Genomic DNA, 14,479 nt, shown 5'->3' with positions numbered 1-14,479 from the left:
GCCCCTCGCTGTTTTTGAGTCATTGATCCCATCGAGGGGTCTTAGCCGCGACGCACCAGACGGCGCCAGAAGGCCAGCGGCAGCAACCAGAGCAGGTTGAGGCTGCCACCGCCGCTGCTGTCCGAGGTGTTGAAGTGGATGATGCCGTCATCCGGCAGGGCAATGGGCTCACCACACTGGGCGCCGATGCGCTGACTGATGCTCCAGCCGTTCAGGCGACCCTGTTTGCCGGGGGCGTTGTCCACCACTTCCAGGGTCCACTGACCGGCCAGCGGCTCACCGATGAACTGACTCAGGGGTTGCACGGATTGCAACTCGGTCGGGAAGACCCCCTTGAGGCGCGGCAGCGGGCTGTAGCCCTTGTCCCAGATCTGGACCCGGGTGCCGGAGGGGGAGTTGAGCCAGATCTCCAGCTCGTCCAGCGCCTCGTGTTGCAAGTCCAGGCTCAGTTGTAGCTCGCCGTTCACCCGGGCATCGCTCTTCGCCAGCACCAGGCTGGTCTGACTCAGTCCCTTCTCCTCCGTGCTTTGGGCATCCTTGAGGGTCAGGGCCTGGCCGTTGGCCCGGCTGATGACGGGGGTGCCGATGGGCAGGCTCAGGGACTGTTGCCATTGGCGCTCGCTCGGGCTGGCACCGGTCAGGGTCAGGTTGACGGGCAGGGCGGCCACGTCGCCGCAGGTGAGGGGGCTCTGGGCCAGCAGTCGCAGGGTGGTGCTCATGCTGGCGCCGGCCGCCAGGGTGCTGGCCTGCCACTGATAGGGGTCGGCTTGCAGGCCGGTCGGCAGGGTCAGGGTCAGATCGTGCAGGGTCACCGCTGTGTTGCCCGGGTTGCTCAGGGTGAGCACCACGGACTGGCGTTGACCCAGCTCGATGGCGCTGCCATCGGCCAGGGACAGGTTGACCGGAGCCTGCAGCAGGCCGTGCTGACGGAAGGCCTGCTCCAGGTGGCGGCCATAGTGGCGCGCCGGATAGAGCCGCTCGGCGGTGTCCACCGTGAGGCGGGCCAGCTGCGGCATACGGATGGCCGGGCCCAGGCCGAAGTGGGACTCGATGATCAGGCGATCGAACTCGTCCCTGGCCACCTCACCGTACTCGGCGACCGAGGCCAGCAGGGCCTGGAACAGCGGCGTGCCCCACAGCTGATCCCCGTTGCTGCCGTTGACGGTGCGGTGGGCCGGGTAGTTGTAGTCCGGGTGGTAGCGAGCGCGCAGATCGTCCAGCTGGCGCGGGGCCCGGTCGGTGAAGCGGGCATCCCAGTTAAACACCAGGGCCGGCTCGAAGTTGCGGCCGGCCTCGCTGCGTTGGCGGTGGCTGGCGGCGAGATAGTCGCTAAAGCCCTCGCCGATGGCGCCCCAATCCGCCTCATCACCGAGATCCGGCACTATGTGATGCTGTACCGCGTGGCCGAACTCATGCCAGACCACCATGGGATCCTCGGCATCGGGGACGCCGCTGCGGCCCAGCTCCAGCCTGCGCTCGAACGGATCGTAGAGGGAGTTGTCCTGATAGCCCGCATCGGTGTCGATGTCGAGGGCGCCGGGGATGAGGTCGGTGAAGCCGAGCGCCTTGAGGTGCCGTTGGGCCAAGTCCAGGTGGTAGTAGGCATTGATGTCGGCAAAGCCGGCATCGTCCCGGGTCAGGCGAAATGCCTGGGGGTTGTCGGTGCTGTAGGGGGCCGTGGCGGGCTCCATGGCATCCACCACCCGGGCATTGGGGCCGCTCAGCACATAGTCGCTGCCTTGCAGGCTGACCGGCAGGGCCACATTGTCCTGATAGGCGGCGTCTGCCAGCACCAGGGATTCGTGCCAGACCAGGCTGGCATCCTGCAATTGGGTGCGGGGATCCGGATCAAATACCCGGGCCAGTACGGACTGATCCCCCGCATCGGGGATGAAGGGGGCCGCCGTGGTGGCGGCGTCCATCCAGCGGCCGAGCTCCTGGCTGCCGTCACAGCTGGCAAACAGCTGCTGGTAGGCGGCCTTGGCGTTGCCGTCCTTGTGCTCGCGCACCCGCTGGCGCAGGGCTGGCACCAGAGTCTCGCCATCGCGCCAGTACCAGGCCTCGACCGGCCCCAGCGTATCTATCTCGGCACCCGCATCACGCAGGCTGGTGAGCAGGGGATCCAGGCTGGTGGCGGGGTCGCAGCCGGGTTCGGTGCTCTGGAGCGGGCGCAGGTTGTGATAGAGGCGCCAGGGCTTGCCGGCTGGATCGATGCTGACGGCGGCCTGGGTGGTCGCCACCGGCAGGCCGTTCACCAGCTGATGGAAGCTATGGTGGTGGCCGAGCAGGCTGACCCTGTCGTAGTCGGGGACGAGGGTCACGCCGAGGCGCTGCTCCAGCCAGGCTTGGGGCGTGGTGGTGAGCGGCGGCGCATCGACATACAGCAGCTCGGCGGCCTGCAGGGGCTGGGCGAGCAGGGTCGCCGCCAGCCAGAGGGCCAGGGATGAGGGTTTCATAGGTGACTCCAAAGCAAAAAAGATGAGGCGTGGCATCAGTGGTTCACCCCGGCGAGGGTGAGCAGGAAGGCATACTCCTGGGCCGCGCGCAGCTGCGCCGTACGGGGGTTGGCGAGGTGACCGCCATCGAGCTCGGTCCGGAGCAAGTAAGGGCCCTTGCCCGTGCTGTGGGCCCGCAGGCGGGCTATCCACTTGAGCGGCTCCCAGTAGGGGACCTGACTGTCATGGAGCCCTGCCGTCACATAAAGTGGTGGGTAGGGGGCGGCATGCAGGTTGTCATAGGGGCTGAGTCGGCGCATGGCAGCATAATCGGCGGCGTTCGCTGGGTTGCCCCACTCCGCATACTCCTGGCGGGTGAGCGGCAGCTCGGGATCCATCATGGTGCCGAGCATGTCGACGAAGGGCACCTGCAACACGGCGCCGGCGAAGCGGGTCGGCGCCTGGTTGAGGGTCGCCGCCACCAGCAGGCCGCCGGCGCTGCCGCCCATGGCAAACAACCGGGCGGGATCGATGGCGGGATCCCGGGCGAGGCTGTCTGCCACCGCCAGGAAGTCGTCCACGCTGTGCTGCTTATTCTGGCCACGGCCATCCAGATACCAGGTTTCCCCCAGCATGCCGCCCCCCCGTACGTGGGCGATGGCGTAGACGAAGCCGCGATCCAGCAGGCTCAGCACCTGGGACTGGTAGTAGGGGCGCATGGGGGTGCCGTAGGCGCCATAGCCATAGAGCAGCAGCGCCTTGGGTGTGATGATGTCTTTGCGCCACACCAGGGAGACCGGCACCCTGACCCCGTCCTTGCCGACCACCCAGCGCCGCTCGCTCTGATAGGGAGAGGCCTGGGTTGGCTCATCGCCGGTCAGCCAGGCGCCCGAGGCCAGATCCAGCCAGCGCTGGTGCGGGGCCTCGGCCATGCCCTGACGGCGAATGAGCACCCGCTTGCTCTCGGGATCCTGGGCGCCCTGGATCCAGGCCGTGCCGGCTCCCTCGGTCAGCGGCAGGCTGTGGGTCAGCTTGCCGTCGGCATCCAGCACGTCGAGCCAGTCGTCCCCTTCCTTGCGGTATTGCAGCACGGTATGAGCGGCAAACAGGCGCCACTTCTCGAGGCTGCGATCCTGCCCGGACCAGAGTGGCCGCCAGGGTTGGCTGCCCACCTCGGCCAGGCTGGTTGCCTGGTAGAGACCGAGCTCTCCATCCCGGTTGCTCTTGATCAGCACCCGCTCGGCCAGGGTGTCGAGGTAGTATTCGACTCCGGGCTGGCGCGCCTTGACGAGGGTCGCCTTGCCATCGTCCAGCAGGTATTGCTCCGAGCTGTCGTGGTTGTTGCTCTGCAGGATCAGGTGGCGCTTGTCCGTGGTGCGATAGAGGCTGAGCAGCCAGGCGGCGTCCGCCTCCTGATGCACCATGGTTTCTTTGCCGTCTTGCCAGGCCCAGAGCTGCCAGGGACGCAGGGTGTTGCGCTCGTTGGCGACCGTGTAGAGGGTCTTGCCGTCCAGGCTCCAGAGCAGATCGCTGGCCCTATGGGGCAGGGTGGCCAGGGTCTCGCCGCTCGTCAGATCCAGCAGGGTGATGCGGTAGTCTCTATCGCCACGGCTGTCCTCGGCCAGGGCCAGCCAGCGCCCGTTCGGGTGCAGGGACCAGGCGGCGAGTTCGTAGTAACCATCGCCGCTCTGGCGCGGAGCCAGCCGCTGGCGGGGCTCTGCCTGCTCGCCCGAGCGCTGCCACAGGCTGCCATCGGCGCTCATGCGCCACTGGCTGCCGGCCTGGCTCAGCCACTCGACGGGCATGGGCTCGCCCCGCTCCCTGTGCTGCCACTCGGATTGCAATTTCTCTGAGAGAGGCTGCTGGCCGGCGAGCTGTTGCTCGGTCCAGCGGTTCTGCTCGCGCAGCAGGGTCAGCAACGCGGGGGCGCTGCGGCTGTCGTCGCGCCAGCCACCATAGGTGTCGAAGCGGGCTATTTCGCCTTTCATCACCAAGGGGCGCTCGGGGATAAGGGGCGCCGCTGCCTGAGTCACTTCATGGACAGAGGCGGGCGCCGGGGTGGCCAGCAGGCTGGCCAGGATCAGCAGTGTTTGCATCAGATCCCCACGAAGGTGTAGCGCAGGCTGGCACTCAGGGTGCGACCGCTCTGGGTGAAGAGTCCGGCGTCGGTACCGGCTTCCAGCCCGGCCACATCCTGATAGCGGGTGTAGCGGGTGTCGAACAGGTTATCGAGCTTGACGTTGAGCTTGAGGGCATCGGTGGCCAGCCAGTCGGCGGTCAGGGCTATGCTGAACCAGCCGGCGCTCTTGAGGCAGTCGCCCTGGCTGCCGGTCAGGCTGTTGCCACAGGTGGGCACCCGGTTCATGGCGGCGGCGTAGTCCGCCTGCACCCCGAAGCTCCAGTCGTTGGCCTGATAGCTCAGGCGGGTGTTGCCCTCCAGCGGGGTGAGGGTGCGCAGGGCTTCGCCCTGGCTGTCTTCCCCGTCGACCCAGCCGAGCTTGGTGGCGACTTCCCATTCCTGGGTCAGCCAGTAGCTGGCGGCGACTTCTGCCCCCCAGGTCTCGGCCTTGGCCACGTTGCGGTACTGGCGCAGTATGACGCCGTCGCGCAGGCGCAGGCCCACCTCACGCCAGTCGATGAAGTTGTAGTAGCGGTTGTAGAACAGGGCCGGTTTGATGCTCCAGTTCTGCCCCTCACCACTCAATCCCCACTCGAAGCTGTGGCTGGTCTCCTCCTGCAACTCGGTGTTGGCGATGATCTCGAACGGCGGCAGGGCGAAGTAGTGGGGTATGTTGCCGTACACCTTGTCATAGGAGGGGGCACGGAAGCCGTTGGCGTAGCTGAGCCAGCTGCGCCACTCCTCGTTGAAGCGATAACTGGTGGCCAGGCTCGGGGAGATGTGCCAGCTGTGGTTTTCGCCGTTGCTGCCATCGAGCGGCTGCAGCCACTGGTGATCCATGCGCAGGGTCGGGGTGAACTGCCACCGGCCCAGGGTCGCCACGTCGCTCAGCCAGACGCCGGCCCTGTCGGTGCGGGCCCGGCTGAAGGGGGCGGATTGCTGGGGCTGGGGCACGCCGGCCTCCAGGCTCAGCTTCTCCACCGGCCGCTCGTGGGTGGTGCGCTCCAGCTCCAGGCCGTAGCTCAGCTTGTGGGCAATGTCACCTGTGGTCAGATCACGGCGCACACCCAGCTCGGTGCCGAGCCTGTCTTCGGTGAAGGTGGCGAGCTCCCGCTCGCTGCGATAGCGGGGATAGCCGCTCAGCAGGTCGTTTTGCAGCAGACTGCGCTTGTTGGCGGTGTTCTTGGAGTGGTTGCCATAGGCACTCCAGGTGAAGCTGTCGGCCAGCAGAGTATCGAGGTCGCGCGCCTCCCAGCTCAGTTTGCCGCCCTGGGTCTTCTGGGAGGCGTCTTCCCGGTACTGGCGTACCTGCCACTTGCCGTCGGGCTGGGGCACCTCGCGCGGTCCCTGATCCCGCTGGGCATTGTCTTCGAAGTAGTCGAGCTCGAGGCGCAGCAGGTGGTGCTCGTTGAGATCGAAGCGGGAGCTGGTGGACGCGCTCAGCCCGTCCAGATCCGCCGGGATGCGGCTCTCGTCATAGTTGGCGGTCTCGTGCCCCTGCCAGCCGGAGAGGCGCAGCAGGTGCTCGGTATCCATTACCCGGGCGGCGCCGGTGGCGCTCAGCTTCTGCTTGTCGCTGCTGCCATCTTGCAGCACCTTGCTGCTCAGATAGGCATCCTGACCCTGCAGGTAGTCTTCCGGTTGCTTGGTGCTGATGACGATGGTGCCGCCGATGGCGTCCGAGCCATGGAGGGAGGAGCCGGCGCCCTTGGCGACTTCGATCTGCTTGACGTCGTCCAGATCGAAGCTGAAGCGGCCCACCTTGTCGTTGAGATCGTCGGCACCGAAGCCATCGCTGACCCGCACCCCGTCTTTGATGATCAGCACCCGATTGCCGCCCATGCCGCGAATGATGATGTTCTGCGGCCGGCCGGCGGAGCCGGTCACCGAGACACCGGGCTCATTCTTGAACACGTCGGTGAGTTCGGTGGCGACCTGGCGATCCAGGTCCTCCTCGGTGATGACGGTGATGGAGCCCGACACGTCGGACAACTTCTGCTCTATACGCTGGCCCTTGACCACTATGGTCTCGCGCGCCTTGAGCTCGGGGTTCATCTCGGTTGAGTCGATCCTCGCGGGATCGCTGGCGGCCAAGGCTGTACCGGACAGCAGCATGGGCCAGTAGTGCAATGGTGTTTTCATTGTTGATAATGATTATTATTTAAGCCTGAAGGGCGCGGATTATTGCAGATGAATCCTTTCAGTTCAACGACTGATAATCATTATCATTTTGTTTTTATGATCTTGATCAGACTGACTTTTTTGACTGATAAATCATTAGTGGAAGCGATACGTTTGTGAATAGGAGGGGCGAAGCAGGGGAAAGATGGAGGTGAGTGCGGAGGCGGTTTCAGTCCTTGAGCGAGTCTTCAGGCAATAAAAAGCCCGCCAGAGCGGCGGGCTTTAAGGGACTTGATCGAGCCGTTACGGGGCGCGATAGAAGCGGTTGAGCTCGTTCATCACCTGGATCATGGCCCCCATGTCAGGGGTGCCGTGCTTGATGGGACGATAGCTCTCGCGATCCAGCAGCTCGAAGTCACCCTGCTTGTTGAAGTGGGTGATGGTGTTGCCCTGATAGATGGCGAAATCGTTCTGATCCCCCGCCAGCAACCAGCCACGGGGGCTGTCGTCAAACAGGCTGCGGCCGATGCTGTAGTCGCGCACCGGATTGCGTACCCCCAGCATGCCCTTCATCAGGGTGGGTACCAGATCCAGGTGGCTGCTCGCCTGGGGCTGTGGCTTGTTCTCGGCACCTGGCCAGGCGAGAACCAGCGGCACCTGCACCTGATAGGGGGAGTAGTTGCTGCCATAGCCCCAGCTGTTGCTCTGAGTTTCGTTGAACTCCTGGCCGTGATTGGAGGTGATGACGACTATGGTCTGCTCGCTCAGCCCCTGTTGCTGCAACTGCTCCAGCATCTGCTCCAGTAGCTGATCGGTGTAGAACACGGTGTTCTTGTAGCGATTCTCCAGCTTCTGCAGGTTCTCTGCCTTATAGGCGGTGGCCGGGTTGAAGCGGGTCAGCTCCGGCTGGAAGGGGCCCTTCACATTGGCAGGCACCTGATAATCCCCGGGGCTCGACAGGTAGACCAGGGAGAACCAGGGTCTGTCCGCCGAACGTTTGGCGAGCCACTGCTGCCAGTCACCGATGAGGCGGGTGTCATCTGTCTGCTGGGAGACAAACACCTGCTTGCGCAGGCCGGCGAGCAGGCTCTGCTGGTATTGCTGGGCATCTTCCAGCGCCCCAAACAGGCCGAACTGGTAGTCCTGGCGCAGCATCTCGTCGAACAGCACGGGCGGGCGCTTGTCGGTGCGGATGTCGCCGTAATAGTGACCTGGCAGCCCGTAGAAGAGACTGAACATCCCCATCACATCGTCATTGCCGCCACTCATGTGGTTTCGGAAATTGAGGTGTTGATCCGCGTAACGCTGCAGATTGGGCATGTTGATGTTGTTGAGCATGTCGGCGCGCAGGGAGTCGACCACCACCACCAGCAGGTTCTTGTGTTCAGCGGGCGCGCTCACGCTCAGCGGGCGCAGCGGGTAGATCAGCCGGTTCTCGGCGCTGCCCTGATCCTCGGCTCGCTTCTCATACTGCTCCAGATCCAGCCAGCCATGCTTGGCCAGGAAGCTTCTGGCGGTCATGGGGTAGGAGAGCGGGAAGTTGGCGCGCTGCATGGTGATGGGTTGATACAGGGTCGCATCGGCCCAGCTGTTGACCAGGTGGGTCAGGACGAAGCAGACCAGCAGGGCCAGTCCGACCTGATTGCCGTACTGGCGCCGTTTGCGCTTGTTGATCTTGCGCCACACATAGGCCGACAGCAGCAACTGCAGCAGGAAGATGGTGGGCACCGCCACGAAGATGATGCTCCAGATCGAGCCCTCCTCGGTCTGGGCCTGATCCAACAGCAGCTGCCACACCTGACCGTTCAGGTGGAACTTGAACAGCTGGAATACCTGGGTGTCGATGAGCAGCAGCACCTGCGCCAGGGTGGCAATGAGGGCTGAGATGAAGCGCAGCGACCTCTCCTTGGGCAACACGAAGCTCAGGGGGAAGACGGTCAGCAGGTAGGTGACGAAGCTCAGGAACGAGAAATGACCTATCCAGCTGATGATGAGATAGGTGATGCCGAGCGTGGTCGATGGCCAGCTGATGGAGCCCAGATAACGGGTCGCGATCAGCATGGCCAGAATGATGTTGAAGAAGGAGAACCAATGCCCCCAGGTGATCAGGCGAGAAACATTATCACGATAGGGGTTGCCGGTTTCGACCATAGTGATCCATCTGCTTGAAAAACATCAAAGAATGCGAAGAAACTCAGTGAGCATCGTGGCGATGATCCACCGAGGCGGTGAGCGCCTGGATGTACTTCTCGGTGATCGCCTGACGCTGCGCCGGGGCCATACCGTTGATGATATTGGTGGTCAGATTGCCAAGCACCATCAGGCTGAGATCCACCGGCGCCTTGTGTTTCTCGAGGGCGGTGATCAGATCGTTCATCAGGGCGTCAAACTGCTCGTTATTGTACTTTGATACGATGGGCATAATCTTGGGTTCATCTCGGTTCAAAGCGCCTTATAATACTTCACCCTTTCGGCTAACACTATGGCTTTGTGACATGAGTCTCGATATCGACAAGATCATTCTTCACTCCCTGCGGCCTGGCCACGATGGTCAACCCCACGCCGACACCCGCAGCCAGACCCTGCCCGCAGACGAGGCGGTACAAGGGTTGATGGCGGAACTGCATCGCATCTACAACGGCAAGGGCGGCAAGGGGTTTGGTTTCTTTGCCGACCCCGAGGCGGCCGTTGCCGAACTTGTCGACGGCGAGGAAGCCCCGAAACAGCCTTCCCCCGCGTTTCGCATCGCCCTCGAACAACTGCTCGGCGAGCAGACCGACTTCGTTCCCTTCTCGGTAGCCATGACCGAGTTGTTGGTGAAAAATCTGGTGGATCACGCCCTGGATGAGCAGGGTGTGCTGCTGTTTGCCAAATACAACTATGTCGGCGTCGATTACCTGATGCTCGCCCTGCTGGAAGGCAAGGAGAGCGTCACCGTCAGCGAGGCGCTGGAATTGCGTCATATCCAGTATCTGGATATCGGCAAATTGAACCTGGTGGCCCGCATCGATCTGACCGAATGGAAAACCCAGCCGGAGTCCCGCCGTTATATCACCTTCAGCAAGGGGCGCGTCGGCCGCAAGCTGGGGGATTTCTTCATGGACTTGCTGGGTGCCCGCGAGGGCATGGATGCCAAGGTGCAGAATAAGGGCCTGCTGCAGGCGGTGGACGATTATTGCGACAGCCGTCAACTCGAGCCCGCCGAGCGCAATGATTACAAGAAGCAGGTCTTCAAATATTGCACCGAGCAGGCCAGCGCCGGTGAAGAGATCGAGATCAAGGAACTCTCCGCCGAACTCTCTGCAAAAGAAGCGGGGGAGGGCGATCTGGACTTCTACAGCTTCATCGGCCAGGAGTATGAGCTCGAGGATCGCTTCCCGGCGGACAGGTCCACCCTGCGCGGCCTGACCAAGTTCGTCGGCTCCGGCGGCGGCCTGACCCTGAGCTTCGAGCAGAAGTTATTGAACAGCCGCGTCTTTTATGACCCGCAGACCGATACTTTGACCATCAGGGGGGTACCGCCGAACCTCAAGGATCAGCTGCTACGCCAGTCATAATGTGATCCAGTCATCACTTTTAGCAAAAAGACACCGGGGCTTGCCCCGGTGTCTTTTTATTTAAGGGGTTGGCGCACGTCGAAATTGACTCGGTACTTTGTTAACACATTAAACAAAATAATGGATGTGAAAGGGTTTTCAGTGGGGTGAAAGCCCTTTCATTGGTGTAATTTTATTTCTATTTGGTAATAATTTTTCCATATTCATCCAAAAATATGGCGATAAATCCCGATAAGTCGCTGAAATAAGAAAATGTTTTCAGAACTTTCTGGAAGAAAATACGTAATTGCATTTCAAAAATGCGAGGCGTGTCATGTGAGGCATTGGCGGCTTGGGATAATATTCATCTCGCACACAATGCTCTTACAGCGCGGAACTCATACAAGGAAAGGCTCATGAAAAAGAAATTGCTGTCATCCCTGATCGGTCTGGCTACCCTGGGTGTGGCTTGTTCAGCCACCGCCGCCATTGACGAAGGTCAGCTGACCATCTGGATCAACGGTGACAAGGGCTACAACGGCCTGGCCGAAGTAGGCAAGAAATTTGAAGCCGAAACCGGCATCAAGGTGACCGTCGCTCACCCGGATCAGGTTGAAGTGAAATTCCAGCAAGCCGCCGCTACCGGCAATGGTCCGGACATCTTCCTCTGGGCTCACGACCGTTACGGTGAGTGGGTCAAGGCCGGTCTGCTGGTGCCGGTCGCTCCGAACGCCGCCACCAAGGCCAAGTTTGAGCAGTTCGCCTGGGATGCCATGACCGTCGATGGCAAGACCTACGGCTACCCGGTTGCGGTGGAAGCCGTGAGCCTGATTTACAACAAGGATCTGCTGCCGAACCCGCCGAAGACCTTCGAAGAGATCGCCAAGATCGACGAAGATCTGAAGAAAAATGGCAAGCGCGCCATCATGTGGGCCTATGACACCCCTTACTTCAGCTACCCGCTGGTGGCTGCCAACGGTGGTTATGCCTTCAAGAAGACCGCTACCGGTTATGACGTGAAAGACACCGGCGTGAACAACGCAGGTGCCAAGGCCGGCGTCGGCTACATCTCCGAGATGATCAAGTCCGGTCACCTGGAGAAGGGCATCGACTACGGTGTCATGGATGCCAAGTTCAACAAGGGCGAAGTGGCCATGATGATCAACGGTCCCTGGGCCTGGAGCAACCTGGACAAGAGCGGCATCAAGTACGGCGTAGCCCCGCTGCCGACTCTGAATGGCAAGCCGGCCAAGGCCTTCGTTGGCGTGCTGGGCGCGACCATCAACGCCGCCAGCCCGAACAAGGATCTGGCTGTCGAGTTCCTCGAGAACTATCTGCTGACCGATGCTGGTTTGGCACCGGTGAACGCCGACAAACCGCTGGGCGCCGTGGCGTTGAAGTCCTTCCAGAAGACCCTGGAATCCGACGCCAACATCAAGGCCACCATGCAAAACGCCCAGAATGGCGAGCCGATGCCGTCCGTGCCTGAGATGAGCCGTTTCTGGTCTTCCTTCGAAACAGCCCTCAAGAACGTCACCTCCGGCCGTCAGAGCGTTGACGAAGCCCTGGATACCGCTGCCAAGCGTATCGTTCAGTAAGCATGCACCAGGGAGGCCTTCGGGCCTCCCACTCTCTCAAATCTCTCTTGGCGTAATAAAGGTTAATTGGCATGGAAGTAGTACCTTCTATCGAATCCTATGCCGGTCCGAAGGATAAGCACACCTGGCTTAAGTGGACCCTCGCTGCCCTGGTCGCCATCCTCAACGGCTATGCTGCCGTGATGATGTACGCCAGCGGTGAATGGGTGTTCGCCCTGCTCGATCTGGTGGTGGTTTCCGTCGGTCTGTATGTCTTCATGAACAAGAAGACCTATGCCCACCGCTATATTTTCCCCGGTGTGGCTGGCATGGTGGTGTTCATCATCTTCCCTCTCGCCTACACGATCGGCATCGCCTTCACCAACTATTCGGGATCCAACTTGCTCTCCCTCGAGCAGGCGCGGGAATTCCATCTGAAAAAGATTTACAAGGTGGCGGGTGGTGAGTTCGACTTCACCCTGCTGGGCGGCGAGAACAATCAGTTCCAGCTGTTGCTGCAACAGGACGATCAGTCCTTCATCAGCCAACCTCTTCATCTGATGAACAACAAGGCGCGTACCCTGGCCGTCCGTGAGGGCAAGGTCCATGACGAGGCGCAGGTTGTTCAGTTGCAACCCCTGAACGGGGAAGCCATCGGCCAGGCGGCACCCATTCGCGCCATCGTCGATCATCGCACTCATCTCAACGCCCTGGATCTGGTGCTGCCAGATGGCAGTATTCACCTGACCATGAGCAGCCTGCGCAAGTTTGCGGCGCAAAAGCCCCTCTATACCCAGCTGACGGATGGAGTTGTTCTGCAGAAGTCTGGGGTCATGATCAAGGACAGCAACCTGCTGCGCGACAACCAGAGCGGCGAGCTGATGCTGCCAAACCCGGACACCGGCTTCTACCAGTACATCGATGCCAACGGCGAGTTCGTCGGCAAGGGCATGGCCCCCGGTTTCGTGGTGAGCGTGGGCTGGAAGAACTTCGTCCGCATCATGACAGACCCGGGTATCCAGGGTCCCTTCATGCAGATCTTCGTCTGGACCGTGATCTTCTCCGCCTGCTCCGTGTTCTTCACCCTGGCCATCGGCACAGTGATGGCCTGTCTGGTGCAGTGGGATCAGGTCAGGGGGCGCGGTTTCTACCGGGTCATGCTGATCCTGCCCTATGCCATACCGGCGTTCATCTCCATCCTGGTGTTCAAGGGCTTGTTCAACCAGAACTTCGGTGAGATCAACCTGTTCCTGGAAGCGGCGTTCGGCATCAAACCGGACTGGTACACCACCCCCTTCCTGGCCAAAATGATGATCCTCATCGTCAACACTTGGCTCGGCTACCCCTACATGATGATCCTCTGCATGGGCCTGCTCAAAGCCATCCCGGAAGATCTCTATGAGGCGTCCGCCATGGACGGCGCGGGTCCGGTGCAGAACTTCTTCAAGATCACGGTACCGCTCTTGATGAAGCCGCTCACCCCGCTGCTGATCGCATCCTTTGCCTTCAACTTCAACAACTTCGTACTCATCCAGTTGTTGACCAACGGGGCACCGGACATCATAGGGGCCAGTACCCCGGCCGGGACCACGGATCTGCTGGTGAACTACACCTACCGGATCGCATTCCAGGGCTCGGGTGGTCAGGACTACGGTCTGGCCAGTGCCATCGCCACCGCCATCTTCCTGATCGTCGGCGCGCTCGCACTGCTCAACCTGAAATTGTCCAAAGCGGACAAGCTGTAAGGAGGCTCTAAAATGGCTATCGTACAACCCAAATCAGTCAAATACCGGGTGTGGGCAACCCACCTGGTCATGTGGGGCTTCCTCGCACTGATCATCTTCCCGGTGATCATGGTCATCGCCATCTCGTTCCGTAACGGCAACTTCTCGGTGGGGGAAATCATCCCCTCCGATCCGACCCTGGATCACTGGAAGCTGGCCCTTGGCATGTCCATCACCAACGCCGATGGCAGCATCACGCCGCCGCCGTTCCCGGTGCTGACCTGGCTGTGGAACTCCATCAAGATCGCGGGCATCACCGCCCTGATGATAGTGGTGCTCTCCACCACCTGTGCCTATGCGTTTGCCCGTCTGCGTTTCCGCGGCAAGCAGACCATCTTGCAGGGGATGCTGATCTTCCAGATGTTCCCGGCGGTGCTGGCACTGGTGGCCATCTATGCGCTCTTTAACAAGATCGGGGACTACATCCCCTGGCTGGGCCTGAACACCCACGGCGGCCTGATCCTGGCCTACATGGGCGGCATCGCGTTGCACGTCTGGACCATCAAGGGCTACTTCGAGACCATCGACTCCTCCCTGGAAGAGGCGGCGGCCATCGACGGTGCGACTCCCTGGCAGGCGTTCCGCCTGATCCTGTTGCCCCTGTCGGTGCCCATCCTGGCGGTGGTGTTCATCCTGGCCTTTATCGGCTCCATCACCGAGGTGCCCGTGGCCTCCATCCTGCTCTCGGATGTGAACAGCCTGACCCTGGCGGTCGGCGCCCAGCAATACCTCTATCCGCAGAACTATCTGTGGGGCGACTTCGCGGCCGCCGCCGTGCTGTCGGGCCTGCCCATCACCGTCGTCTTCCTGATGGCGCAGCGCTGGCTGGTTGGTGGCCTGACCGCCGGTGGTGTGAAAGGTTAAGTGAGCTGGCGGCATGCGCCACGCTGCCAGCACCAAGGTCTTC

General features: G+C 61.7%; 9 protein-coding genes. 4 read left to right on the top strand and 5 right to left on the bottom strand.

Features of this window, described 5'->3' with window-relative positions; translation table 11 throughout:
• Positions 1-41: 41 nt before the first annotated feature.
• From BN1124_RS10780 to BN1124_RS10760, 5 genes are all read right to left on the bottom strand, one after another.
• Positions 42-2,456 (bottom strand): proprotein convertase P-domain-containing protein, encoded by a 2,415-nt coding sequence (locus tag BN1124_RS10780; protein ID WP_042641771.1) that lies wholly within the window; start codon positions 2,454-2,456, stop codon positions 42-44.
• A 35-nt stretch (positions 2,457-2,491) separates the two neighbouring features.
• Positions 2,492-4,531 carry a prolyl oligopeptidase family serine peptidase gene (locus BN1124_RS10775; protein ID WP_042641769.1) on the bottom strand — a complete coding sequence of 680 codons (2,040 nt, stop codon included), beginning with the start codon at positions 4,529-4,531 and terminating at the stop codon, positions 2,492-2,494.
• On the bottom strand, positions 4,531-6,696 hold the full coding sequence (locus tag BN1124_RS10770; protein WP_042641767.1) for a TonB-dependent hemoglobin/transferrin/lactoferrin family receptor: 2,166 nt from the start codon (positions 6,694-6,696) through the stop codon (positions 4,531-4,533). Before BN1124_RS10770 ends, BN1124_RS10775 begins: the two co-directional genes overlap by 1 nt.
• A gap of 282 nt (positions 6,697-6,978) precedes the next feature.
• A complete protein-coding gene (locus BN1124_RS10765) occupies positions 6,979-8,826 on the bottom strand; it encodes a DUF3413 domain-containing protein (RefSeq protein ID WP_042641765.1) in 1,848 nt (615 codons plus the stop codon).
• A 43-nt stretch (positions 8,827-8,869) separates the two neighbouring features.
• A complete protein-coding gene (locus tag BN1124_RS10760; protein ID WP_011705556.1) occupies positions 8,870-9,097 on the bottom strand; it encodes a YejL family protein in 228 nt (75 codons plus the stop codon).
• Positions 9,098-9,170: 73 nt separating this feature from the next.
• Between BN1124_RS10760 and yejK the strand changes: the two genes are divergently transcribed.
• The 4 genes from yejK to malG all read left to right on the top strand — a co-directional run bounded on the left by yejK (position 9,171) and on the right by malG (position 14,436).
• Positions 9,171-10,232, top strand: coding sequence for a nucleoid-associated protein YejK (yejK, locus tag BN1124_RS10755; protein WP_042641761.1), 1,062 nt, complete (start codon positions 9,171-9,173; stop codon positions 10,230-10,232).
• 395 nt (positions 10,233-10,627) lie between these two features.
• Positions 10,628-11,809 carry a maltose/maltodextrin ABC transporter substrate-binding protein MalE gene (malE, locus tag BN1124_RS10750; RefSeq protein ID WP_033131919.1) on the top strand — a complete coding sequence of 394 codons (1,182 nt, stop codon included), beginning with the start codon at positions 10,628-10,630 and terminating at the stop codon, positions 11,807-11,809.
• Between the two features lie 71 nt (positions 11,810-11,880).
• A complete protein-coding gene (gene malF / locus BN1124_RS10745) occupies positions 11,881-13,533 on the top strand; it encodes a maltose ABC transporter permease MalF (RefSeq protein ID WP_042641758.1) in 1,653 nt (550 codons plus the stop codon).
• 12 nt (positions 13,534-13,545) lie between these two features.
• On the top strand, positions 13,546-14,436 hold the full coding sequence (malG, locus tag BN1124_RS10740; protein ID WP_042641757.1) for a maltose ABC transporter permease MalG: 891 nt from the start codon (positions 13,546-13,548) through the stop codon (positions 14,434-14,436).
• The last annotated feature ends 43 nt before the right edge of the window (positions 14,437-14,479 follow it).

The sequence above is a fragment of the Aeromonas eucrenophila genome, from assembly GCF_000819865.1.
In the GTDB taxonomy this organism is placed as follows: Bacteria; Pseudomonadota; Gammaproteobacteria; order Enterobacterales; family Aeromonadaceae; genus Aeromonas; species Aeromonas eucrenophila.
The sequence above is the reverse complement of the archived record's forward strand: the minus strand, read 5'-3'. Positions and strand labels throughout refer to the sequence as shown.

Coding starts and splice junctions, on each gene's coding strand:
- BN1124_RS10780 (WP_042641771.1), bottom strand. CDS start 2,456: ATGAAACCCTCATCCCTGGCCCTCTGGCTGGCGGCGACCCTGCTCGCC.
- BN1124_RS10775 (WP_042641769.1), bottom strand. CDS start 4,531: ATGCAAACACTGCTGATCCTGGCCAGCCTGCTGGCCACCCCGGCGCCC.
- BN1124_RS10770 (WP_042641767.1), bottom strand. CDS start 6,696: ATGAAAACACCATTGCACTACTGGCCCATGCTGCTGTCCGGTACAGCC.
- BN1124_RS10765 (WP_042641765.1), bottom strand. CDS start 8,826: ATGGTCGAAACCGGCAACCCCTATCGTGATAATGTTTCTCGCCTGATC.
- BN1124_RS10760 (WP_011705556.1), bottom strand. CDS start 9,097: ATGCCCATCGTATCAAAGTACAATAACGAGCAGTTTGACGCCCTGATG.
- yejK (WP_042641761.1), top strand. CDS start 9,171: ATGAGTCTCGATATCGACAAGATCATTCTTCACTCCCTGCGGCCTGGC.
- malE (WP_033131919.1), top strand. CDS start 10,628: ATGAAAAAGAAATTGCTGTCATCCCTGATCGGTCTGGCTACCCTGGGT.
- malF (WP_042641758.1), top strand. CDS start 11,881: ATGGAAGTAGTACCTTCTATCGAATCCTATGCCGGTCCGAAGGATAAG.
- malG (WP_042641757.1), top strand. CDS start 13,546: ATGGCTATCGTACAACCCAAATCAGTCAAATACCGGGTGTGGGCAACC.